The organism is Parabacteroides sp. AF21-43, assembly GCF_003635435.1.
GTDB lineage: Bacteria > Bacteroidota > Bacteroidia > Bacteroidales > Tannerellaceae > Parabacteroides > Parabacteroides distasonis.
Window position 1 is genome coordinate 39,913 of the sequence record NZ_QTMG01000022.1, and the last position, 23,236, is coordinate 63,148.

Genomic DNA, 23,236 nt, shown 5'->3' on the forward strand with positions numbered 1-23,236 from the left:
GTGGATATAATCTAATGTTCTCATAATTGCTACTTTTTAATTTGTTATACTTTTTGCTTTTCTTGTACCACAAAGATACGGCAAGTATAAGTAGCTGTCAAACAGATAATTTTTATATCAAGATAGAGGAAATTTATTAAACTATTCCATACAATAAGTATGCAAATGACATGAATACATAAATAATTGGATACTAACATTTTAAAAAGACGATTATCATTTTCGAAAAACACGTACGTGTTTTTTTGAAAAGTCGTACATGTTTTTCGGGAAACACGTACGACTTTTTACAGAATCATACGGCAAGGAACTAGAACATACAGAAAAATATACGATAAGTCTCCCTTTTTCAGGGGGCCCAAAAGCATTTCCCCCAAAATCCCCTACTCGAATTATCGCTGTGGTTTTAGAGAGCCGTAAAAGTTACTTGATAAAGAAAGAAACCGGACGAACACCTATAAAAACTTAAGCAAAAAGGTTACCTTCGCGGAAACAAGATTTCGCTTTGGAAGTACAAGAATTATTGAAACTATATGCCGCTCACCCGCAAGTGACGGCGCTGGACACCTTACTGAAAAACGATACGTCCCGCAATATATTCCTAAAGGGACTGAATGGCTCGGGTCCGGCAATGACGATCGCCTCTCTTTTTACGAAAGGAAGGGGGAGTTATGTGTGCGTGTTGAACGACCAAGAGGAAGCCGGCTATTTCTATCACGACTTGATGCAACTTACCGCCAGCAATGAGGTATACTTCTTCCCATCCGCTTACCGGAGGGCCATCAAGTACGGGCATGTCGATCCGGCGAACGAGATCCTGCGCACCGAGGTACTCAGCCGGTTGCAAGACCCGGACGCCTCTTTCGTGATCGTCACGTATCCGGACGCCTTGGCGGAACGAGTCGTGGCCCGGGAGGTATTGAAGGAGAATACCTTAAAGATCAGCGTGGGCGAGAAGCTGGATAATATGTTTGTCTCCGACGTGCTGGACGAGTATGGCTTCGAGCAGGTCGACTATGTATATGAGCCGGGGCAGTACGCCCTCCGTGGCAGTATCCTCGACGTTTTCTCTTTCTCCAACGAGTTTCCCTACCGTATCGACTTTTTCGGCGACGAGGTGGAGACCATCCGTACGTTCGACGTGGAGACGCAGCTCAGCAAGGAGAAACTGGACAGCATCTATATCGTACCGGAGATGAGCAAGAACGCCAAGGATAGTACTTCCTTGCTAGGCTCCCTTCCCCGGAACACCTGCATAGCGGCGAGAGATCTCGCATGGTGCAAGGAGCGCATCGGAAGCGTATGGAACGACGATCCGGTGGTAGCCGACGAGGAATCCTTCGCTGATATCGACCAGATGCGGAAGAAATTAGTCCGGGGCGAGGACTTCCTACGGGAGGTCTTGGATTTCCGTCGCATCCATTTCGGGGCACGGCCGATGGGAACGGCGGACGCTACCATCCATTTCTCTACGCAAACGCAGCCGATCTATCATAAGAATTTCGACCGGGTGAGCGAGTCGTTCCATAAATACCTCGACGAGGGCTATACATTATATATATTGAGCGATCAAGAGAAACAAGCCAACCGTATCCGGATGATTTTCGAGGATAGGGGCGACAATATCCCTTTCACCGCCGTAAACCGCACGATACACGAGGGATTCGCCGACGATACGCTACGCATCTGCTTTTTCACCGACCATCAATTGTTCGACCGCTTCCACAAGTTCAACTTGAAGAGCGATAAGGCACGAAGCGGAAAGATCACCCTTTCGCTCAAGGAGCTGAACCAGTTCTCGCAGGGGGATTATATCGTACATATCGACCATGGCGTAGGACAGTTCGGGGGATTGGTACGCACCGAGGTGAACGGTAAGATGCAAGAGGCCATCAAATTGATTTATCAGAATAACGATATTATATTCGTCAGCATCCATTCCCTGCATAAATTATCGAAATACAAGGGGAAAGAGAGCGGCGAGCCGCCTAAGTTGAGCAAGCTCGGCACAGGCGCATGGGAAAAGATGAAGGAACGTACCAAGGCGAAGGTGAAGGATATCGCCCGGGACTTGATCCTCCTCTATTCCAAACGCAAGCAAGAGACGGGTTTCGCCTACACGCCGGACAGCTTCATGCAGCATGAGCTGGAAGCCAGCTTCATCTATGAGGACACGCCGGACCAGATGAAGGCTACCGCCGAGGTCAAGGCGGATATGGAAAGTACCCGTCCGATGGACCGGTTGATTTGTGGAGACGTTGGTTTCGGAAAGACCGAGGTGGCTATCCGTGCGGCATTCAAGGCGGTATCGGACAATAAGCAGGTGGCCGTGTTGGTACCCACCACCGTACTGGCTTTCCAGCATTACCAGACGTTTTGTGAGCGCTTGAAGGATTTCCCTTGCAAGATCGATTATATCAGCCGGGCCCGTACGGCCGCACAAATCAAGGCTACCTTGAAAGAGCTGAAAGAGGGCGAGGTGAATATCTTGATCGGCACCCACCGGATCGTCGGCAAGGATGTACGTTTCAAGGATCTGGGCTTGCTTATCATCGACGAGGAGCAGAAGTTCGGGGTATCCGTCAAGGAGAAGCTTCGGCAGCTGAAGGTGAACGTGGACACCTTGACAATGACGGCCACCCCAATCCCCCGTACCCTACAGTTCTCCTTGATGGGGGCCCGGGATCTTTCCAGCATCACCACGCCACCGCCCAACCGTTATCCCGTGCAGACGGAGGTGGAGCGTTTCAACCCCGATATCATCCGGGAAGCGATCAATTTCGAGATGAGCCGGAACGGGCAGGTATTCTTCATCAACAACCGTATCCAGAACATTTACGAGATGGAAGCCTTGGTACGGCGGGAAGTCCCCGACGCACGGGTAGCCGTGGGGCACGGGCAGATGGAGCCGGAGAAGCTGGAAAAGATCATCCTCGATTTCGTGAATTATGAGTATGACGTATTGATAGCCACCAGTATCGTGGAGAGCGGCATCGACGTGCCTAACGCCAATACGATCATCATCAACAACGCCCAGCAATTCGGGCTTAGCGACCTCCATCAGCTACGCGGACGGGTGGGACGAAGCAATCGGAAAGCCTTCTGCTACCTCCTTTCCCCGCCCCTCACCTCGCTGACGCAGGAGGCACGGCGCAGGTTGCAAGCGATCGAGAACTTCTCCGAGCTGGGTAGCGGTATCCATATCGCCATGCAAGACCTCGATATCCGGGGGGCCGGCAATATGTTGGGGGCTGAGCAAAGCGGTTTCATAGCGGATCTGGGTTACGAGACGTACCAGAAGATCTTGGAGGAGGCGGTAGACGAGTTGAAAAGCGAGGAATTCGCCGATCTTTACGCCGATAACACCGAAGGGCACCGGGATACGGGCAGCGAGTACGTCCGGGAGACCTATATCGAGAGCGATCTGGAATTGATGTTCCCTCCCACCTACATCCCCAACGACTCGGAACGTATTTCCCTATACCGGGAGTTGGATAATATGGAGGAGGAACGTGACATCCTCGCCTTTACGGAGCGCCTGAAAGACCGCTTTGGCAAGATACCGAAGGAGGGCAAGGAGTTGATCCGGATCGTGCGCCTCCGCCGCATGGCCAAGAAACTGGGCATGGAGAAAGTGGTCCTGAAGAAAGGGCAGATGAGCCTCTTCTTGGTGAATAACCCGGACAGCCCGTATTACCAAAGCGAGGCGTTCGGCAAGCTGCTGGGCTTCATCCAAAAGCATCCCCGTGAATGCAACCTCCGGGAGCAGAATGGCAAGCGAAGCATCGTGATCAAGAACGTCCCTACGGTGGAAGCGGCATGCGGCTACCTGCAAGAGATGGAAAAAATAAACTCAACCAACTTTTGACACATCCTCTTACAAACACGAAAAGATATGGAAAAGAAAACGATTATAGACCTTTTTGAGAGTTCAGCCAAGCGATTCCCGAGTAATCCTTTTTTATGGGAGAAGACGGGCAAGCGATTCGAGCCAACCACTTACGCCGAGGTTCGCGACCTCGTCTATGAGGAAGGCGCGGGCCTCATATCGCTGGGTGTGCGAAAGGGGGATAATATGGCTTTACTGAGCGAAGGGCGCAACGCGTGGATCATCGGAGAACTGGCCATGTTCTACGCCGGGGCGACGAACGTGCCCCTATCCATCAAGCTGGAGGAGGCGAACGACCTCCTGTTCCGTCTCGTCCACGCCGACGTGAAATATATCATGGTATCGGGCCAGCAACTCAAGAAAATCCGGGCGATCAAGGATAAGCTCCCCGCCGTACGGAAGATCATCGTACTCGACGAGCAAGCGGAATACCAAGACCGTGAGATGCCGCTGTCCGAGATACGCCGGATGGGGAAGGTCTATCTGGGTATTCATCCGATAGAGGAGTTCTTGGCGATCGGGCAATCGCTGGGCAACGATGATTACGCCACCATCACCTATACCTCCGGCACGACCGCCGATCCGAAAGGCGTGATCCTCACCCACCGTAACTATACGGCGAACGTGGAGCAAGCGCTCACTTGCGTGGATATAGACGATACGTGGCGTACGTTGGTGATACTCCCGCTGGACCATTGCTTCGCCCACGTGGTAGGATTCTACATCTTCATGTCGAAGGGAGCCTCGGTAGCTACCGTGCAGGTAGGGCGTACCGGTATGGAGACCTTGAAGAATATCCCTATCAATATAAAGGAGTTCAAGCCGTACCTGATACTGAGCGTCCCCGCCTTGGCGAAGAACTTCAAGAAGAATATCGAGCAAGGTATCCGAGCGCGAGGCAAGAACGCCGTCCGCCTTTTCAACCTAGCCTTACGGATCGGTTATATCTATAACGGGGATAGCGACGAGGAGGAAGGAAAAGGTTTCCGCGTCCTCTTGAAGCCACTGGTCCGTTTGTTCGACAAGCTATTGTTCGCGAAAGTCCGTGAGAACTTCGGGGGCGAACTGAAGTTCTTTATCGGAGGGGGCGCCTTGCTGGATAAGGACTTGCAGAAGTTCTATTACGCCTTGGGAATCCCGATGTACCAAGGATACGGGCTGAGCGAGGCGACACCGATCATCTCGACCAACGGCCCCCGCCGCCATACCTTCGGCAGTAGCGGCGTATTGGTGCGGCCCCTCGACCTAAAGATCTGCGACATGGACGGCAACGTACTTCCTCCGGGGGAGAAAGGCGAGATCGTCATCCGGGGAGAGAACGTGATGGCCGGCTACTGGAAGAACCCGGCATCGACGGCCGATACCGTAAAGGAGGGTTGGCTGTACACCGGGGATATGGGATATATGCATGACGGGCTTCTTTATGTGTTGGGGCGTTTCAAGAGCCTGCTGATCGGAAGCGACGGGGAGAAATACAGTCCGGAGGGTATAGAGGAAGCCTTGGTAGAGCATTCCTCTTGCATCGACCAGCTGATCCTGTACAATAACCAGAGTCCGTACACGACCGCCCTGTTGGTCCCTAACAAAGAACGGTTGCGGAAACATCTGGCCCACCAGAATCTGGACCTCACGAGCGATCAAGGCCGGGAAGAGGCCATCCGTATCATCCAGCGCCAGATCGACCGTTTCCGCAAGGGAGGCGACCTGTCTAGTATGTTCCCGGATCGTTGGTTGCCGACCACCTTCGCCATCCTCCCCGAGCCTTTCACCGAGCAAAACGGCATGGTAAACAGCACCATGAAGATCGTCCGGGGCAAGGTAGAGAAAGCCTACGCCGCCCGTATCGCCCAGCTCTATACCCCCGAGGGGAAGAACCCGCTGAACAAGTGGAACAAGGAGGCGTTGTAGAGACGCGGCGTGCTCGCCTACTCCATGCACCCCCGAGAAGGCTCCCTAAGCACGAAGCAGTATTACAACCCGGAATATTATCCGTTCTTGGTTCCTACGTTAGATGACAATGGCAAGCAGATCGGGGATCTGGTACAGCCCGAGGGCGGCACACGTATCATCGTGATCAAGAAGAAATGATTTATCGGCGAGGCCCGGCCACCAAGGTTGGGCCTCGCATTTTTTACAGATTTGACCTCGCGCCCGATATAAGTCCCATTTCAAATTTGAAATTCCACCTCGCACCCGATGTAAGCCCAGTCTCAAACTTGAAATTCCGTTTCACACCCAATGTAAGCCCCATTTCAAATTTGAAATTCCACCTCGCGTCCAATGCAAGCCCAGTTTCAAAATTGAAATTCCGTTTCGCACCCAATGTAGGCCCCATTTCAAAATTGAAATTCCATTTCATGCCCGATGTAAGCCCGAATATATGAAAAATGCGATAGGTTTTGGTGGCTGGATCCCAAAATTATCATACCTTTAGCACTGTAAAACGGATCTAGCGATCCTCCTAAAATTTTCAGATATGGAAAAAATAACCAAGGTGAATATTATTTATTTACAGAGATTGAACAACGCCGAGTACCGAACCTTCATGGCCCGCTACGGGAACCTGCTCGCGGGTGGCGGAGGCGACTCGGAATCTCCCGACGAGATCAGCTTCGACCCGAACGACCCGCTGGGCATCCCCCAAGAACTTCGTACGGCCTTCGCCACCGATTTCGCCCTGTTGACCGACGCCGTGAACCAATCCTCGGCCAGCGAGGAGACTGCACAGATGTCCGCCCTCGACAAGGAGAGGGATGATCTCTTGATCTTCATTACTTCCACTATTACCCAAATGACGAAAAGCCCGCTGGCGGCGCAACGCACGGCGGCCGAGAAGCTATACCTTCCCGTGAAGCCCTACATCGGCGCCGCACGCCTCGCCAACTTGCAGGAGACGGCCGCCATCGAGGGCTTGCTAGTAGACCTCGACAAGGCCGGGATGCCCGAGGCGCTGACGGCGATCAACCTCACCGAAGTAGTAGCAGCGCTGAAAGAGAAGAACAAGCAATACGCCACGCTCACCGAGCAACGCGCCAACGCCAAGGCGGACGACCCCGTAGAGAGCGCCAAGAAAATCCGCCTACGCATGGACGAGGAATACGACGAGATGTCCACCTACGCCTTCGCGCAAAGCGTGGTGAAGCCCACTCAAGAGACCGCCGCCTTCATCAACCGCCTCAATGCGCTGGTCGACGAGACGAACGCCCTCTACAACCAACGCATAGCGCAGGCGAGGGCCGCAGCCGCCAAGAAACAAGAAGGCGACAAGCCCGCTACCGACAGCGACTCGCCATCAGAGATATAAAATAATGAAGATCTTTTTCGTTAAATAATGAAGCTCGCATTTTCTACCGCCGGGTTTCCCATCGAGCGGTGGGAAACCCGGTGATTAATGATTATTAATAGCCTCTCCCCCCTCCCTCCCACGAAAAAAACATACCTTTGCCAACAGTATTATCCGTGAAGGAATAACGAGACATTTACATGATAAGATCTATTCGCTATATCACTTTGCTAGTCCTGTTACAATTCGTGACCGGCATTTCCGTCCTATACGCCCAGAGCATAACTTCCGCGTCCGGAATCGTGAGAGACTCCGTAAGCGGGGAACCCCTATCCTACGTATCCGTCATGTTCGAGAACTCGACGATCGGGGCGATGACCGACGATGACGGGGCTTTCAGCCTCCAGAATGACAAAGGGCTTACCCGGCTGGTCGTATCCTCGCTTGGATATGACAATAAGGTCGTAAACCTAAAGGCGGGGCAAAAGAACAACGCCCTCAACGTGCTCCTCCGGCCTACCTCGTTCGAGATTGCCGAGGTAGTCGTCAAGCCTAAACGTGAGAAATATTCCCGCAAGGACAACCCCGCCGTGGAACTGATCAAGAAAGTCATAGAGCATAAGAACGACAACCGCATCGAGGCGAAGGACGAGTACCAAAGCGAGGTGTACGAGAAGCTCAGCATGTCGCTGGACGACTTCAACCCCAATCTCGAGAAGAATAAGTTCCTGAAGAAATTCAAGTTCATCAAGAACTATCTGGATACCTCGGAGTTCAACGGGAAACCGATCCTGACGATCTCCGTCCGTGAGACGATCTCCGACCAATACTACCGCAAACATCCCAAGGCGGAGAAGACGATCACCAAGGCCAAGCGCCAGCAGGGTATCGACAAGACCTTGGACGATGGAGGCGCCATCACCGCCAACCTTGAGGAGATATTCAAGGGCGTCAATATCTTCGACAACAATATCAATATCTTGTTGAACCGTTTCGTGAGCCCGCTGTCTTCCACGCTGGCCGTCTCCTATTACAAATATTATATCATGGATACGGTGGACGTTGCCGGAGATAAATGTGTGGATCTCGCCTTCGTGCCCGTAAACAGCCAGAGCTATGGTTTCACGGGCCGCTTGTACATCACGCTGGACGGTAATTACGCCGTCAAGAAATTCCTCTTGAACACCCCGGCGAACATCAACCTCAACTGGGTGGACAAGCTCCGGATCGAGCAAGAGTTCAAGCGGATGCCGGATAGCACTTGGGTGCTCGCCAATGAGAATACTTACGTTAATTTCTATATCGTAAAAGGGGCGCAACAGCTCTACGCCCACCAGCTAAGGAATTTCGATAAGTATCAGTTCGACGTGCAGAACGCCGACTCGATCTTCGGCCTTCTCGGCCCGATCCATGAGTTGCCCGAAGCCACCGCCCAGACCGACACCTTCTGGATACACAACCGCCATGTCCCCTTGAAAGAGAAAGAGAGCGCCTTGGACGACTTGCTGGCGCAACTTCGCAAGGTACCGGCTTTCAACGTGATCATCAAGACCGCCGAGATATTGATCACCGGTTATATCCCGACCACGGCGGACAAGGATAAGAGCAAGTTCGATTTCGGACCGATGAATACCACGTTCAGCGCCAACCATCTGGAGGGCTTCCGCATGCGTGTGGGAGGTATGACGACGGCAAACCTCAACCCGCACTGGTTCGGTAGCGGTTATCTGGCCTATGGCGTAAACGACCGTAAGCTAAAGTATAACGCCAAGCTGACGTATAGCGTGAACAAGAAGAAATATCACGAGGGAGAAAGCCCGGTGAACAATATCTCTGCGATCCAAGAGTACGACGTATATACGCCTGGTCAGGACTTCCTCTTCACCAGCAAGGATAATATGTTCGTGGCATGGAAGGTGGGCGAGCCCGTCACCATGATGCAATACATCCGCAAGACCATGCTCCAGTACCAGAAGGAATGGCTGAATGGCCTGACCCTTACCACTTGGGCGCGGAACGAGAACAACGAGGCGGCCGGAACGCTCCGCTACGACCGTTACAACGCCGACGGGACATTGACGAACCTAAAGAGTTTCACCAACACGGAGCTAGGGACCCAGCTTCGTTTCGCCCCGGGCGAGCGTGCCTATAACGGACGAGAGGGTAAGAACTCGCTTTTCAACCTCTCGAAAGACGCTCCCGTATTCAAGCTATCCCATCAGATGGGATTGAAGAACGTGTTGGGGGGCGACTTCAACTACAACCATACGGAGATCAGCGCCGAGAAACGGATCTGGCTCTCTTCCTTCGGACATATCGACGCCTTGGTGACGGCGGGCAAGGTATGGGACAAGGTTCCTTTCCCCTTGCTCATCATGCCGAATACCAACCAGTCCATCACGATCCAGCCGCAAGCCTTCAACATGATGCGTGCGCTGGAGTTCGTAAGCGACCAGTATGTTTCGTTCTACTTCACGTATTATATGAAGGGATGGATCTTAAACCGTATTCCCGGCGTGAAGTGGCTACGTTTGCGTGAGGTGATATCGTTCAGCGGTTTCTACGGAGGACTGACTGATAAGAACAACCCTGCCTTGGACCCGACGGGACTATACCGCTTCCCCGAGGGAACCTCGCCGATGGGCCGTACGCCTTACCTAGAGGCCAGCGTAGGTCTGGAGAACATCTTCAAGATATTACGGATCGATTATTACCGCCGGTTGACGTATCTGGACCAACCGAATATCAAGAAGGGGGGCGTGCGTATAGCGCTGCGGTTCTCCTTCTAAGAGTTGACAGTTGAGAATTGACAGTTGACAGTTAAATGTAGGAGAGATAAGAAAATGGGGGAGTTGGAACGCAGACCGAACGCATGGGCGTTGACGCCGCTGGTGGTATTCTTATTGACTTATTTGGTGGTGTCTATCGTGGCGGGGGATTTCTATAAGATGCCGATAACGGTAGCCTTCGTCATCTCCTCGATCGTAGCGATAGCGATCTCCAAGGGAGGCAAATTAAGCAACCGTATCGAGCAGTTCTGCCGGGGGGCGGCCAACAGCAATATCATGCTGATGGTATTGATCTTCATCCTCGCCGGGGCCTTCGCCCAGACTGCCAAGGCGATGGGTGCCGTAGACGCTACCGTGAATCTGGCGATGTCCATCCTGCCCGGTAACCTGTTGGCGGCCGGAATCTTCCTAGCCGCTTGCTTCATATCCATCTCGGTAGGTACGTCGGTGGGCACGATCGTGGCCTTGGCCCCGGTAGCCGTCGGTATAGCGGACAAGACGGGGATGCCGGACGCCCTTATGCTGGGTGTCGTGGTAAGCGGCGCCATGTTCGGCGATAACCTGTCGTTCATATCCGATACGACCATCGTAGCTACCCGCACGCAGGGTTGCCAGATGTCCGATAAGTTCAAGGTGAATATCCGTATCGCCCTCCCGATAGCGATCCTGACCGGATTGATATACGTGCTGGTGGGAAGCGGCGTGGAGAACGCTTACGCCCCGGCCCCGATCGAATGGGTCAAGGTGATCCCTTATCTGGTGGTATTGGTAACCGCCGTTTGCGGGATCAATGTCATGTTGGTGTTATTCATCGGGATCGTCCTGTCCGGTATAGTAGGTCTGTGGACCGGTAGCTTCGATATCTGGGGCTGGAACGCCTCCATGGGACTAGGTATCACGAATATGGGCGAGCTGATTATCGTGACGCTTCTGGCAGGAGGCATGTTGGAGATGATCCGTTATAACGGGGGTATCGACTGGATCATCCGCAAGCTTACCTCCCGCATCCATTCCTCCAAGGGGGCCGAGATGAGCATAGCGGCCTTGGTAAGTTTCGCCAACCTCTGCACGGCCAACAATACGATCGCCCTCATCATGGCCGGCCCGATCGCCAAAGATATAGCGGACCGGTTCAAGATAGATCCCCGCCGCAGCGCCAGCCTATTGGATATCTTCTCTTGCTTCGTACAGGGAATCATCCCCTACGGCGCCCAGATGTTGATGGCCGCCGGACTCGGGCATGTCTCCCCTATCGAGATCATGCAATATCTTTACTACCCGTATCTATTGGGAGCAGGCGCCTTATTGGCGATCTTATTCAATTATCCGAGGAAATATACACTCGTATAGACTGCCCGTCCTTACGAAAAAACACAATAGTATTCAAAGCAAAAAGACTATTGTGTCCGGGATTGAATACTATTGTGTTCGCTGATGAATACTACTGTGTTCAGGTGGGAACACGGTAGTGTTTGGGAGCGATGGGAATACCGCTGTCGGATTAGCCGAACAAATCCAGCGTAAGCTGTTTCTTCGCGGCTTCCAGTTTACGAAGATGCCGCTTGCCTTGAGGGGTGACGATCTCCATCTTATCGAAACGGGTACGTATCACCGTAGTCACGGTATAGCTCACGTTGACCACCTCTCCTAGCTCCGACAGACGGCGGGCGATCTCCAAGACGCAATCGATGCACATACCGCTCGTGAACGAGATCTTGTCCTCGAACATCTGTTTCTTGAAATCCTCATCTTGCATATAGAAATCGATCGTCTCGCCTCCCTTGTTGTAGATACCTTTCCACCGATACTTACTGTCTTTCAGTACCGGCGAGATGATCTCTATCGTGGCCTTATTATCCTTGACCGTAGGCAGATCGTCGCTACGCAAGATAAAATAATCGAACTGGTCCCGTTTCACCTCCAGCGAACCGGAACGGTTGCGATCCTTCTCGTTCAACTCACGTACCGAGATTTTCGTCACCTTCGGATACCCTTTCAAAGCCTCGTAGAAATTAGACTTACACTTACAGAAACGGGGCGAGGCGTTCAACAGGTCGATCAAGCGGTGTGAAGGCGTAGCCCCCGGAGTCTTCAGCCGTAGTTCACGGCGTAACTTGGACAGCTCATGCTGCATCTCCTCCTCGTCCGCCGGCGTACGATCCATCAGCGGTTGTCCACCTACCGACAAGGAAGGACGGGTCAATATCTGCATCACCAAGTTCAACACGATAGAGATAGAGCGGCTACTCTCCCCAGCCACGCCCAGCTTCTCACGGAAACCACCCTCCTTATCGTAAGGCTCGTTGTAAACCGTCAGCTTCACGTCCAGCATATCCGCCAAGGAACGTATCAGCGTAAGAATCTCCTTCTCACACCGGTGCTTGGTCATGGCATCCATATAATTGGATTTATTATTAAAGGAATAACGTATCTCCAGCTTATTCGCGAATTTTAGAATAGAGTCACTCATTTGTTTCTAGTTTTTCGGTTCTTCTTTCGGTTTACGATCAAAAAACGGGTTCTTCGACGAGGCGCTGACCGGTATCGCCATCACGCATTTACAGTCTCCCAACAGCCCCAGTCGTTGGGCCGCCAAGCCGGCGCTGAACATGACACGAGTATCCACACGCAGGTCCGCCGCCGTAGCGCAAGCCGAGCCGATAGCGATACCCAGATCGACGGAATTAATAGCGCACGGAACCAAGTCCGGCTTCTCCACGCAGGTATCGAAACCACAATGGGCGCAGTTCAAGCCTTGTACTTTCTGGGAGGTACCGATAATCACCACGGCATCGGCACTCTTTATATTCTCGGCGTCACGGAGCAGGAACTTGAATCCGGTCTCGGCCGCTATCTGGATCATCTCATCGGACAAGCGCAAGATATCCCCATCCGTCACCATCGCTATCTCTATGATATCAATACCCTTGCCTTTAGGAGCCGTGCGAGCGGCTGTCATCATACGGCGTGCGGCCTGTAACACAAGCTCATGCCTGATTTCTCTTTCGTTCTGTATCATATCCTTCTAAATTCAGTGAAACAAAATTAAGCAAAATATACGAAACCAAGGCAAACATATGAGGATAGAATTCATAATTCAAGATTAGTCATTCGGTCCGTGGCCTTAAAGGGATAAGCCGGGTATTCATAAATACTGAAGCGAGGCTCCGTCTCTCCCTCGCAATAATTCCAGATCGTACGGTACTCATTGACATCCTCGCCCATCTCCTTCAATTGCCTAAGGTAAGCGGCCACGGATTTATTCTCCACGATATAAACCTCACCCATTTGATCGATAATCGGGCTATGCCGACGGCTCCCGTCGTGATCGAACTTAAGAATCCGCTTTCCCTCGGAAGTCAGGCCTATGGTATGGAAAGTCATGCTCTTACCAATAGCGGGCAAGTTCAATACATTACGATCCGTACCTGCGAACAACAACCCGTTTTCCTTCAGGAAACGAACCAAACGCTTGCCTAAAGGACGTTGGTTACGGATCATATCATACAACTCCGCCTGTTTCTCCTCCGGCACCTGCCCGAAGATCTTCTCCTCACGAGCCTCTTGCAACGAGCGGCTATTCGGGGTGTAAACCGCATAATTCTCCAGGAATCCTTTCACGGAGAACGTATAATAGCAAACCACCCCAAGGGCGTTTAAGGTCTGCCGTAATTTCGCCGTATGTCCCTTACGGGAAGCCGAAACCGTATATACCAACTGATTCGTGATCGTCCAGCCCGCCGCCAAGATCGCCTCGATAGCCTGCCTCGCCTCCGGTGTCACCTCTAGTGGAGACTGGAAATGCGTTTGTATATAGAACTGGCTCACGCCGATAGCGGAAGCCTTCTCCTTGAACTCCCTCAATATACCGACCAACTCATCGGTCACACGCAGCGGAAGATAAGCCAGCAACCGGGAACCTAGCCGTACCCGTTGCAACTCGGCGTACTTCTCGCCCTCCGGACGGCTCTCGTTCGCCTTCCGTTTCCGCACCGCCATCTTATATACCGCCTCCAATATCTTACGCAAGGTAGCGTTCTGGCTCATCAAGGCATCCCCGCCCGTTATCAAGATATCCCTCAGTTGGGCGTCTTCCTCAAAATAACGCATCAGACGACGTAACTTCCGGTCCCAACTCTCCTTAGGCTTCAGAGCCTCGAAATCGAAATTCAACCGCTCGCTCTGGAAATCATACATGCGCTGGCAAGAAGCGCACAATCCACCGCAGGCACGCCCCATCGAATCGGGGATCAAGATCGCCACCTCCGGATACCTCCGGTGTATATTATGTCCCTCCGGCAATAGCCAACCCGCCGCGTTCGGCTCATCGGCAACGACCATGTCTTCCTTTTCCCACGCCTTAATGCTTCCATACGTATCTACCAGCTCGTTCGAGTACATGATGTACGATCGCACCGTAGCGTCGTCATACCCCTCATGTTCTATATTTAATAGGGAAAGATAATAAGGAGTCACAAAAAAGGGCATCCCCTTCTTTTTGGCACGAGCCAATAAGCTCATCGTCTCGTCCGACAGGGAATATCCCAAAAAGGAGTTCAATTCCGTAGGACTCTTGATCGCCATCGACAAATGGAAACGAGCGGTATTCCACCATTCACGTACCCGGGCCTCTTTCTCCTCATAGGAGATGCCCTCGGCGAACTGAAAACGTGACGAAGGGCTATGGCGTCTTTCTATCTTCTTGATCAAGCAAGCGATGATACGCTCCTTGTTCCTCTCACGGATAGCGATTACCTCCGGGTCAAGCCCGGTCGGCCAGCGGCTCATCTGCCTTTTCACCAATGCCCGGTCCGGTAGGATCTCAACCGGATATTCCAATAAATCAAACTGATGGTATAGGTCAATGAATAAATCAGGAGAGACCTCATTTTCCAAATGGCCGGTCAGGAACTGCCAAAGATAAGTGACCGTCCGCACCGGAAGACGCTCGCCCGTAGACAGCTCGTCCACGAAAGTATCATCATGCTCAATCAAAAGAAGGATACGTCTCGCCACCGCCATTCCTACGTTTTCTTGGGTACTTTCCTTTTCCGTGAGCCGGGATAAAATAAGAGAACGCAAAGCATCCTTAAAATACTTTGCGTTCTCACTTTCTTCCGCTAAGGTCACCAACCAAGGGAAGCTCTGATTATATACTTTTTTTAGTTTAGAAATGTCGGATACAAGATGTTCTTTTTTTATCATAAGCATGTCATTTTTGTAGATTAGAATACATTTGTAAAGCGCCCTCTTGACGATTTCCTACAAAAATAACAAAAAATACGACAAAATGCCGTTTATACAAATCTAAAACATCTTAATAAATCCTTACCATACGATCGACGGACAATACTGCGATATCGTATTTTTCAATACCTTTAGATTGATCGGCTTCGTGATAAAACCAGAAGCCCCGGCTTCTTTAGCGGCTTCCATATCAGAGTCGAATACATAAGCCGATTGCATGATTACGGGGATATCTTTCGACAGCTTACGGATTTCTTTCAAAGACTCGATACCCGTCATCTCAGGCATCTTTATATCCATCAAGATCAAGTCCACCTCGTTTTCCTTAAAGAGAGCCAAAGCTTCCAAACCAGTTTTAGCACGGATCAAATTACAATATTTATGTAAAATGGTCTTCAGAAGTAAATAATTACTTTCCTCATCCTCTGCGATTAGCAACGTGGGCTTTCCTCCCCCCAAATCATTTTTCACATCCATATATATAACGTTTTATTCTTTTAATCAAAATCAAATAAACTCTGATGAAGCAAAGATAAAACAAATATTAGAAAGTAGACATAAAATTCAAGGAGATATGAGTATTCGGGGAAGTTCTTTTTCCACCCATGCTAGAAAGTTACGTCTATACCTCCCATAAATATCGCCTTCGGCATCGGGAATCCTTCGTTGATGGAATAACGGGCAGCCGTTAAATTCTCTCCTTTGACAAATAGATTCAAGCCTTTATCACGTGTACCGAAACGGTAGGCTACCTTCGCGTTCAGAACCGTGTAATCCTCTTTCACCTTGTCCGCCGTATTGATATAAAGGTCGAAAATGGATTGTACGTTCACGTTGAAAGTGAAACGTCCCGGGGCATACATCACGCCAGCGAAAAACTTATGCGCCGGAGCCGCCAGCAGGGCCTTGCTCGTATGCAAATAGCTATAGTTCATATCGAGGCTTAAATTCTTGAGAATCTGGTAGCGGGAATCGAACTCGATACCTTTATTGGTAAAAGTACCCGTATTGACATTCTTAGGGCGTCCGTCTATACGTGTCGTCTCGATCATATCTTGCCCGTCGATAAAAAAGGCGGTCAACTCCGTAAACAAGTTGCCATCCAAGAATGTCTGTCCGATGGATACCTCGTAGTTCATCATGCGCTCCGGTTTCAAATCTGGGTTCTGAGGCGGGAACATGTACATCTCCCGTATATTCGGACTCCGGAAGCCTTTCGACAAAGAAGCCTTTATCACGTTTCCCTCGAACGGACGTACCGTGAAGCCGGCCTGCGGAATCCACTCGCCGCCGAAGATACTGTTATGCTCATAACGAACCCCGGCGTTCAAGCTTACCTTGTCAAATAGATCCTGCTGCATGATAACGTATCCGGCTACCTCGTTCACGGTCTTATTCACCAACTCATTCTGGTTATCATTGATACTATCCTGCCATGCGTGACCACCCCAGTTCTTATAATCGATGCCGACCGTAAAACTATTCCCTTTCACCAAGCGGAAAGACTGATAAAGCAAGAAACCCGCATTATGATCGTCCGAATAAAACAGATAAGGATTAGGCGTCCCGCCCGGATTATACCCATCATCAATCTTATGATGGCCCCAGTTGTAGAAAGCACGAAGGGCACCACTTGTCTTCCCGTAATTATTCTCTAAAGCGAAGGAGGTAGTACCTCGCAGGATATTCATTATATTATCGATAAGCGGATTTGTTATCTCTCCCGGGTTCTGGTTCTTGAACTTAGCTAAGCTTACGTCTCCCGTCACCTTATAATGATCATCAATCTTATATCCTAACTTAGCGAAACCATTCGTGATATGGAACTTCGAATCCGGACGATGTCCATCCGTGCGGTCATGATTCAAGGAGATATAACTACTAAAGTTACCGATATTGTACCCATTATTAATCATATACTTCTGGGTGTTATACGAGCCGTACATGATACGGGCTTGTGTACGTCGTCCCGGCCGATTATGCTGGCGGGTAATGATATTCACGACACCTCCCATAGCGTTCGAGCCGTATAATAAGGAACCCGGCCCACGGATCACCTCCACCCTTTCCACGTCCGAAGCCACATAGGTATCCGGAAGCGAATGGCCGAATATACCGGCCCATTGAGGCTGTCCGTCGAACAACATCAAGACCTTATTACTCTGTCCGACACCCCGGATATTAACCGTCCCGGCCGCTCCCTCGGAGACGCCAAAACCTGTAATCCCTTTTTCCGTGACAAACAGCCCGGGTACTCGCTCCGACAATACGGGAAGCAACGCCGATTCACTGCTAGCCTCAATCTCTTCCCGTTCGATGACCGAGATAGATAACGGCACACTGTTCCGGTTCACATGGATCTTGTTGGCGGAAACCACCACCCCTTTCAAATTGATCAGACTGTCAATCTCTGCCGGATCTATCGCAAACGCCATGGAGCCTATCAACAGTCCGGAAACTAGTAAAAGTTCTTTTCTCATATACTACTTACATCTATAATATTTATCATTTTAAACATCCCGTAGTGGCACGTTCACCAGAAAACGTGTTACCAAGCCTGCAAAAAAAAGCATTAATCCGCCCGGCTCATCACCAACTTACCATGCTTAATGCCTTTGATTGTCGTCAACTTATCCGACAATTCTGTCAAGCGGTGAGCCGTTCCCATCACCGTCACTATATGCAAGCAAAAATTCTGATTGATATAATACTGGGAAGACGACAAGATCACATCCTTATAATTTTGTTGGATACCCGTGATTTTCAAGGAGATCTCTTTCTTGACTTGGTCATACATGATCACGATCGTCCCGGCTACGATATGGTTGCATTGCCATTTACGTTCGGCTACATTCTTCTCTATCAGAAAACGAATCGCCTGTGAACGATTGGCGAAGCCATTCTCATTCACATATTGATCCAATGATTCCAACAGATTGTCTTCCAAAGAGACACCAAAACGTTTTAAAGACATAAACCCTTTTTTTATAATTTTCGGTGCCAAAGGTAGTGTTTTTTCAAGAATCTCGGTATTCTATCGGCAGGAAGAGGAAAAATTAGTCGCTAATCACGAAAATTCACTCCGGTATCCCACCATAAGCGGGTACCTCCGGTATCCGGACCTCCCAGATACTCACACAAGGCGGAATATTGAGCCGGGTTACCGGAAATAATGCTAACCGGGAAATTCAAACGACGAATCATCGTTCGCGTATCGATCTTTCCATTGCTTTTATTCACCAAAACCGGGAACAAACGGGGATAACCGGTACGCCTCTGCTCCGCCCAAGCCTCACAGCCCTCGGGGTAACAAGCGATCCATTTTTGGGTAATGATCTTCTCCAGCTTGGTCTCCCTAGAGGCTTCTTCATCCCATGCCGGAGACACCAAGCAAAGCGCCTTCGCCGAATAGTCGGGAGTAAACGTATCCACGAAATCGGCGGCAACATGATCACTTTGTAAATAAGCGTTCGCCTCTCCTACCCTCCATTGATTGAACGATGATCGTACGCCTTGCTCATAGCAAGTCCCGGCGTCCTCCCCGGACCAGCCCCGCAAGGCTGCCTCCGCACGTAAGAACCAAACTTCCGCAGGCGTCATTAAGATAGCGTCCGTTTTCTGGGTAATCGTACTTCTCGAATGCTCACTATAGCGGGAATGATTAAATCCTGTCCCTTGCCGGATTCCCCGGTACTCCCCGGAATATCCCTTTCCGGTAGCAGGCTCAAAATAACGGGATAACCGAGGGTCTTTATATCCTTTAAGGATCGATTCCATATTAGCGTTCATAAAAACCTCTCCCCACGCCTTATTGATCTCCCCCAGCGGATTCGAATAGCCGGTTCCGGCGGTAGAAACCGCGACGACCTCATAAGCCTCCTCCAGCAAACCGGCTGGATGTGTCAGCGACTTATGCGCCTCATCCCTTGCCTTATCAGGGTCAGCCATAGCAATACGAATCGCCAAGCGCAAACGTAATGAGTTGGCGAAACGCATCCATTCCCCAAACGTCCTGTAATTCTCCGGCATAATCATATCGAAACGAGAAAAGGTTTCCTCTCCATCATATTCAGACAGCAGGTGAATAGCCTCCCCCAAATCTTGGAAAAAAGCATAATAAGCGTCTTTCTGGGAATCCGGCATTACCCCGGCATCCGACTCCCCAAACTTTGTATACACGATCGGGCCATAATAATCCGAGATCCGATGCATGATCTCTACTTTCAGTATTTTAGCGATCGCATAGAAAGCCGGATATTTGTCACGGGAATGATCTTCCGTCTGCTTTATCTCCGTCATGATATATCCATACGTATTATCCCACATCGTACCATTCCAGCCATCCTGCAAATTATAGACCGTATTCCCCAATCCTGCGTTGAAGGGTTTAAAATCATGCATATAACCGGAAAACATATCCGCATTCAGATTTTGCATCGTCTGGAAATGCCAGTTCTTGCCACTCCCCCAATCATAATTAAAATAAATCCCCATCTGGACTACCTTTAGCCAGACACCGAACGTATTATAATCATACGTTTTCTGCTCATCGGTAAAACCCGTATTATCGGTATTATACTCCTCGAATTTACCCGTACAGGAAAAAAGGAGTAATACAGCCAACAGAGCTGCCATCTTATTCAGAAATCTCGTCTTCATACGCTTAGAATGAAAGTTTCACATTAAAGCCGACACTTCTCGTAGTCGGTATCCCGAATATATCAATCCCTTGATTGCTATTGCTCGCCGAAAGCACGGCATCCGGATCAAATGGAGCCTTTTTATAAATAAAGAATAGATTCCGGGCGACAAAAGACAGTTCCGCCTTTTTGAGAAATTGTTTTCTCCCCAGCAATCTCTTCGGTAGCGTATATCCCAAAGATAACTCCCGCAAACGGATATTGGTAGCATCGTACATATAATATTCAGTCACACCGTTTCGTCCTCCCACCTGCTCATAAAATCCTTTTATGTTATAAATATGATGCCCTTCCAAATCCACATACCCCATCGTACGGGCCTCTCCGGAAACCTTACTCACTCCCGTTTGGTCAAGCACAGCCTGAGTCTGGGCCAGCACATCTCCCCCAAAATGCCCGTCAATCAAGAAATAGAACGAGAAATCCTTATACGTGAAACTATTTCCCCAACCCAATAAGAACGCCGGATTGCAATTCCCCACCTTAGCCGTATTCCCGCTGCCGATCTCTTGGGGCAAGCCGTCCCGACCATACACGATCGCACCATATTTATCCCGCTCAAAAGCTTTCCCATAGATATCACCAAACGAGCCACCTTCCACCAAACGCATCGTATAGCTAGAGGAGAATCCTTCATCTCCTTGAATAAAGCTAGCCAAATCATCATGTAGTTTCTTTACTTCATTTTTATTCCGGGAAAAGTTGAGTGTCGTATTCCATTTAAACTGATTCGTTAAGATAGGAACCGCACCGAACGTCAATTCCACTCCCATATTCTGTATATTTCCCGCATTCACAAAATAATACTTGTATGCGGCTCCAGCGGAAGAAGGTAAAGAGAAGAGTTGATTTTTCGTATTGGTCTTATAGAACGTAAGATCCACGTCCATACGATAATCAAAGAATTTCCATTCGGTACCTATTTCAAAAGAACTGCTCATCTCCGGCTTCAAGGTACCGAACGGAGCCGTATCATTCGGCTGGGGAATCCCGCCCGCGGCGATATGGCCTACCGTATTGCTAACGAATAAGGGTATATCATTACCCACCTTACTCCAAGAAGCCCGTACTTTCCCAAAAGATATCAAGGAAGGCATCGAAAAGGATTTAGGGATAATCCAAGAAAGACCGACTGAAGGATAGAAAAAACCTCTTGATTTACGTTCCGTAAACGCAAGGGTAGATGACCAGTCATTACGTGCGGTCACATCTAAGTAAAGGCTTTCCTTATATCCCAACTGCGCCATAGCAAAAAAGGATTGCATTTGCCGGCGTGCGTCATCCGACTCCTCGATGTAGGCACTGGACGACATGTTAATATTAGCGATCGTAAAGACATTCGGATAATACAAGGAAGCCGTTTTCGAATCCAGCCTCAACGCACTGGTGCGTGTGTCCGTTATGCTCGTACCGATAGCGGCGTTCAAGGAGAAATCACCCCAGCTTTTATTCAATTTGGCCATCAAATCCCCATAGAGCAACGTAGTCTGGTAGGTGTAATAAATGTAACGCCCGTTCTCACCGGCGATACCCGGAGAGGTAGAAGCGTATATTTCCTGCTGATACTTATCATTCACATAATCGATATTTCCACGGCCCTGTAATGTAAGCCAATCTGTCACCTTGAAACTAGCGGAAGCCAACGCCAACACACGGGCACGTTTGTCCTCGTTTTCCGTACGGTTGACCAACCAATAAGGATTTTGCTCAAAATCAGTAATCGTAGTATACCAGTTCTGGACGTTCATATTCCGTTTCTCGTTATATACCTCAAAGTTCTCCTTATAAGGTGCCATATCCATCCCTCTAGGAAACGTGTATAAACCTTGTAACGGGTTCATATAAAATCCCCCGGCCGTAGGTTTTCCTTTGATTGTTTGGAGTATCAAGTTTACCTGCCCCTCCAAGATCAAACGATCATCAAAGAAAGAAGAACTTTCACGGAGATTAAAATTATGCTTGCTTAAATTATTCTTAGGAACGATGCCCCGTGCGGTCGTATTGGCATACGAAAAATAATTTTGCACATGGCTATTCCCTGCCGTAAATATCAATGAGTTAATAGCGGTAATACCCGTCCGGAAGAAATCGCCGACAGGGTCATAGACCGGAAGAGAAGCCCGGTCTCCCCAACAAGTTTCCGCCCCTTCCATCCGTCCGAACTCATTCTGAAACTTGGGGAGACTGATCGCTTGATCAACAGTCAGCGACGAGGAGAAATGAATATTCCGTACCCCGGCCTTACCTCTTTTCGTTTTGATCAAGATCACACCGTTCGCCGCTTGTCCCCCATACAACGCAGAGGCCGAAGCCCCTTTCAAGACACTCAAACTCTCTATATCATCAGGATTTAGATTAGAGATACCATCGCCCGCATCCCGGTTACCGGCATCGGCCGTACCACCGATCGTTGTCAAGGCTTGCTCACTGCTAATGCTCAAGATCGGGACACCGTCTATCACATACAAAGGCTGGTTATTTCCGGATGCGGAACGACTACCTCGAATAATCACCCGGGACGAGCTACCCAGACCGGCGGAAGTCCGGTTAATCTGGAGTCCAGCCATCTTTCCGGAAAGCGTACTCATAAAATTAAAATCCTTGGCCCTTACCAATTCCCCACCTGTGATTAACTGGGTGGCATAAGGCAAGGAAGATTCTTTCTTCTCGATACCAAGAGCCGTAATAACTACCTCGTCCAAAATCTGGGCGTCATCCTCCAACTGCACATTCAATGACAATTGCCCCTCATACTCAATTTCCCGTGAACGATAACCGATATAAGAAAAAACCAAAGTAGCCTCCTCGGGAAGCTCCAATACAAAGCTGCCATCCATATCCGTAATCGTACCGTTTCTCGTTCCTTTTTCCACCACATTCACGCAGGCAATAGGCTCTCCTTTGTGATCGGTCACGATGCCTTTTACCTTACCATCCAGCTTTTGTTGCATTTGGATTATCGCCTCTTTCTTATTCAAGATGATCTGGTCATTCATGACCGTATAGACGATCTCCGTGTTCTTAAATAATAAATTTAAAATCTCGAAAACCGTACGTCCGGATAAAGATTTACGCACTTTCTCAGATAAATTGATCACCTGAGCGTCATAAATAAAAGAATAATTGGTTTGACTCTCAATCTCATCCAGAGCGCCAGCCAAGCTAACCGGGGGAGAGATACGAATATAGGATTCCGAACGTTCCTGTTGGGCGCCCAGCGGGAATATACATAATAATAGTAGAATGAAGATATAAATATATAATCTCATAATTTACACACGCACAATTTATCATGGGTAAATGTAAGAATTATTATCTAATACTATTC

At 49.7% G+C, this 23,236-nt stretch carries 14 protein-coding genes; 6 read left to right on the forward strand and 8 right to left on the reverse strand.

Features of this window, described 5'->3' with window-relative positions; all coding sequences use genetic code 11:
- Positions 1-505 precede the first annotated feature (505 nt).
- The 6 genes from mfd to DWX84_RS14945 all read left to right on the forward strand — a co-directional run bounded on the left by mfd (position 506) and on the right by DWX84_RS14945 (position 11,311).
- A complete protein-coding gene (gene mfd, locus DWX84_RS14920) occupies positions 506-3,868 on the forward strand; it encodes a transcription-repair coupling factor (protein ID WP_122377546.1) in 3,363 nt (1,120 codons plus the stop codon).
- A 27-nt stretch (positions 3,869-3,895) separates the two neighbouring features.
- Positions 3,896-5,797 (forward strand): long-chain fatty acid--CoA ligase, encoded by a 1,902-nt coding sequence (locus DWX84_RS14925; RefSeq protein ID WP_121961204.1) that lies wholly within the window; start codon positions 3,896-3,898, stop codon positions 5,795-5,797.
- Positions 5,798-5,821: 24 nt separating this feature from the next.
- Positions 5,822-5,977, forward strand: coding sequence for a hypothetical protein (locus DWX84_RS21490; protein ID WP_162613644.1), 156 nt, complete (start codon positions 5,822-5,824; stop codon positions 5,975-5,977).
- Between the two features lie 388 nt (positions 5,978-6,365).
- Positions 6,366-7,193, forward strand: coding sequence for a DUF6261 family protein (locus tag DWX84_RS14935; protein ID WP_122377547.1), 828 nt, complete (start codon positions 6,366-6,368; stop codon positions 7,191-7,193).
- A 179-nt stretch (positions 7,194-7,372) separates the two neighbouring features.
- Positions 7,373-9,961 (forward strand): DUF5686 and carboxypeptidase-like regulatory domain-containing protein, encoded by a 2,589-nt coding sequence (locus DWX84_RS14940; RefSeq protein WP_122297682.1) that lies wholly within the window; start codon positions 7,373-7,375, stop codon positions 9,959-9,961.
- Between the two features lie 54 nt (positions 9,962-10,015).
- A complete protein-coding gene (locus DWX84_RS14945) occupies positions 10,016-11,311 on the forward strand; it encodes a Na+/H+ antiporter NhaC family protein (RefSeq protein WP_005863068.1) in 1,296 nt (431 codons plus the stop codon).
- 151 nt (positions 11,312-11,462) lie between these two features.
- On the opposite strand, the gene DWX84_RS14950 is transcribed toward DWX84_RS14945, so the two are convergent.
- From DWX84_RS14950 to DWX84_RS14985, 8 genes are all read right to left on the reverse strand, one after another.
- Positions 11,463-12,431 carry a hypothetical protein gene (locus tag DWX84_RS14950; protein WP_057326474.1) on the reverse strand — a complete coding sequence of 323 codons (969 nt, stop codon included), beginning with the start codon at positions 12,429-12,431 and terminating at the stop codon, positions 11,463-11,465.
- A gap of 6 nt (positions 12,432-12,437) precedes the next feature.
- On the reverse strand, positions 12,438-12,980 hold the full coding sequence (locus DWX84_RS14955; RefSeq protein WP_057326475.1) for a ferredoxin domain-containing protein: 543 nt from the start codon (positions 12,978-12,980) through the stop codon (positions 12,438-12,440).
- A gap of 71 nt (positions 12,981-13,051) precedes the next feature.
- Complete coding sequence (locus DWX84_RS14960) at positions 13,052-15,166, reverse strand: KamA family radical SAM protein (RefSeq protein ID WP_121961201.1); 2,115 nt, start codon at positions 15,164-15,166, stop codon at positions 13,052-13,054.
- Between the two features lie 123 nt (positions 15,167-15,289).
- Positions 15,290-15,685, reverse strand: coding sequence for a response regulator (locus tag DWX84_RS14965; RefSeq protein ID WP_009275015.1), 396 nt, complete (start codon positions 15,683-15,685; stop codon positions 15,290-15,292).
- Between the two features lie 131 nt (positions 15,686-15,816).
- Complete coding sequence (locus DWX84_RS14970; RefSeq protein WP_121961200.1) at positions 15,817-17,688, reverse strand: TonB-dependent siderophore receptor; 1,872 nt, start codon at positions 17,686-17,688, stop codon at positions 15,817-15,819.
- 92 nt (positions 17,689-17,780) lie between these two features.
- The gene (gene nikR, locus DWX84_RS14975) at positions 17,781-18,182 is read right to left on the reverse strand and encodes a nickel-responsive transcriptional regulator NikR (RefSeq protein ID WP_005857797.1); all 402 of its coding nucleotides are present in this window, start codon (positions 18,180-18,182) and stop codon (positions 17,781-17,783) included.
- Positions 18,183-18,271: 89 nt separating this feature from the next.
- Entirely contained in the window at positions 18,272-19,867 is a 1,596-nt protein-coding gene (locus DWX84_RS14980) for a SusD/RagB family nutrient-binding outer membrane lipoprotein (protein WP_121961199.1), read from the reverse strand.
- A 4-nt stretch (positions 19,868-19,871) separates the two neighbouring features.
- Positions 19,872-23,177 carry a SusC/RagA family TonB-linked outer membrane protein gene (locus DWX84_RS14985; RefSeq protein ID WP_048928209.1) on the reverse strand — a complete coding sequence of 1,102 codons (3,306 nt, stop codon included), beginning with the start codon at positions 23,175-23,177 and terminating at the stop codon, positions 19,872-19,874.
- Positions 23,178-23,236 lie beyond the last annotated feature (59 nt).

Excerpts from the sequence above, each read along its gene's own strand:
- DWX84_RS14965 (WP_009275015.1), bottom strand. The coding sequence starts at position 15,685 with ATGGATGTGAAAAATGATTTGGGGGGAGGAAAGCCCACGTTGCTAATC.
- DWX84_RS14940 (WP_122297682.1), top strand. The coding sequence starts at position 7,373 with ATGATAAGATCTATTCGCTATATCACTTTGCTAGTCCTGTTACAATTC.
- DWX84_RS14985 (WP_048928209.1), bottom strand. The coding sequence starts at position 23,177 with ATGAGATTATATATTTATATCTTCATTCTACTATTATTATGTATATTC.
- DWX84_RS14980 (WP_121961199.1), bottom strand. The coding sequence starts at position 19,867 with ATGAAGACGAGATTTCTGAATAAGATGGCAGCTCTGTTGGCTGTATTA.
- DWX84_RS21490 (WP_162613644.1), top strand. The coding sequence starts at position 5,822 with ATGCACCCCCGAGAAGGCTCCCTAAGCACGAAGCAGTATTACAACCCG.
- DWX84_RS14945 (WP_005863068.1), top strand. The coding sequence starts at position 10,016 with ATGGGGGAGTTGGAACGCAGACCGAACGCATGGGCGTTGACGCCGCTG.
- DWX84_RS14955 (WP_057326475.1), bottom strand. The coding sequence starts at position 12,980 with ATGATACAGAACGAAAGAGAAATCAGGCATGAGCTTGTGTTACAGGCC.
- nikR (WP_005857797.1), bottom strand. The coding sequence starts at position 18,182 with ATGTCTTTAAAACGTTTTGGTGTCTCTTTGGAAGACAATCTGTTGGAA.
- DWX84_RS14960 (WP_121961201.1), bottom strand. The coding sequence starts at position 15,166 with ATGATAAAAAAAGAACATCTTGTATCCGACATTTCTAAACTAAAAAAA.
- DWX84_RS14950 (WP_057326474.1), bottom strand. The coding sequence starts at position 12,431 with ATGAGTGACTCTATTCTAAAATTCGCGAATAAGCTGGAGATACGTTAT.
- DWX84_RS14935 (WP_122377547.1), top strand. The coding sequence starts at position 6,366 with ATGGAAAAAATAACCAAGGTGAATATTATTTATTTACAGAGATTGAAC.
- DWX84_RS14925 (WP_121961204.1), top strand. The coding sequence starts at position 3,896 with ATGGAAAAGAAAACGATTATAGACCTTTTTGAGAGTTCAGCCAAGCGA.
- DWX84_RS14970 (WP_121961200.1), bottom strand. The coding sequence starts at position 17,688 with ATGAGAAAAGAACTTTTACTAGTTTCCGGACTGTTGATAGGCTCCATG.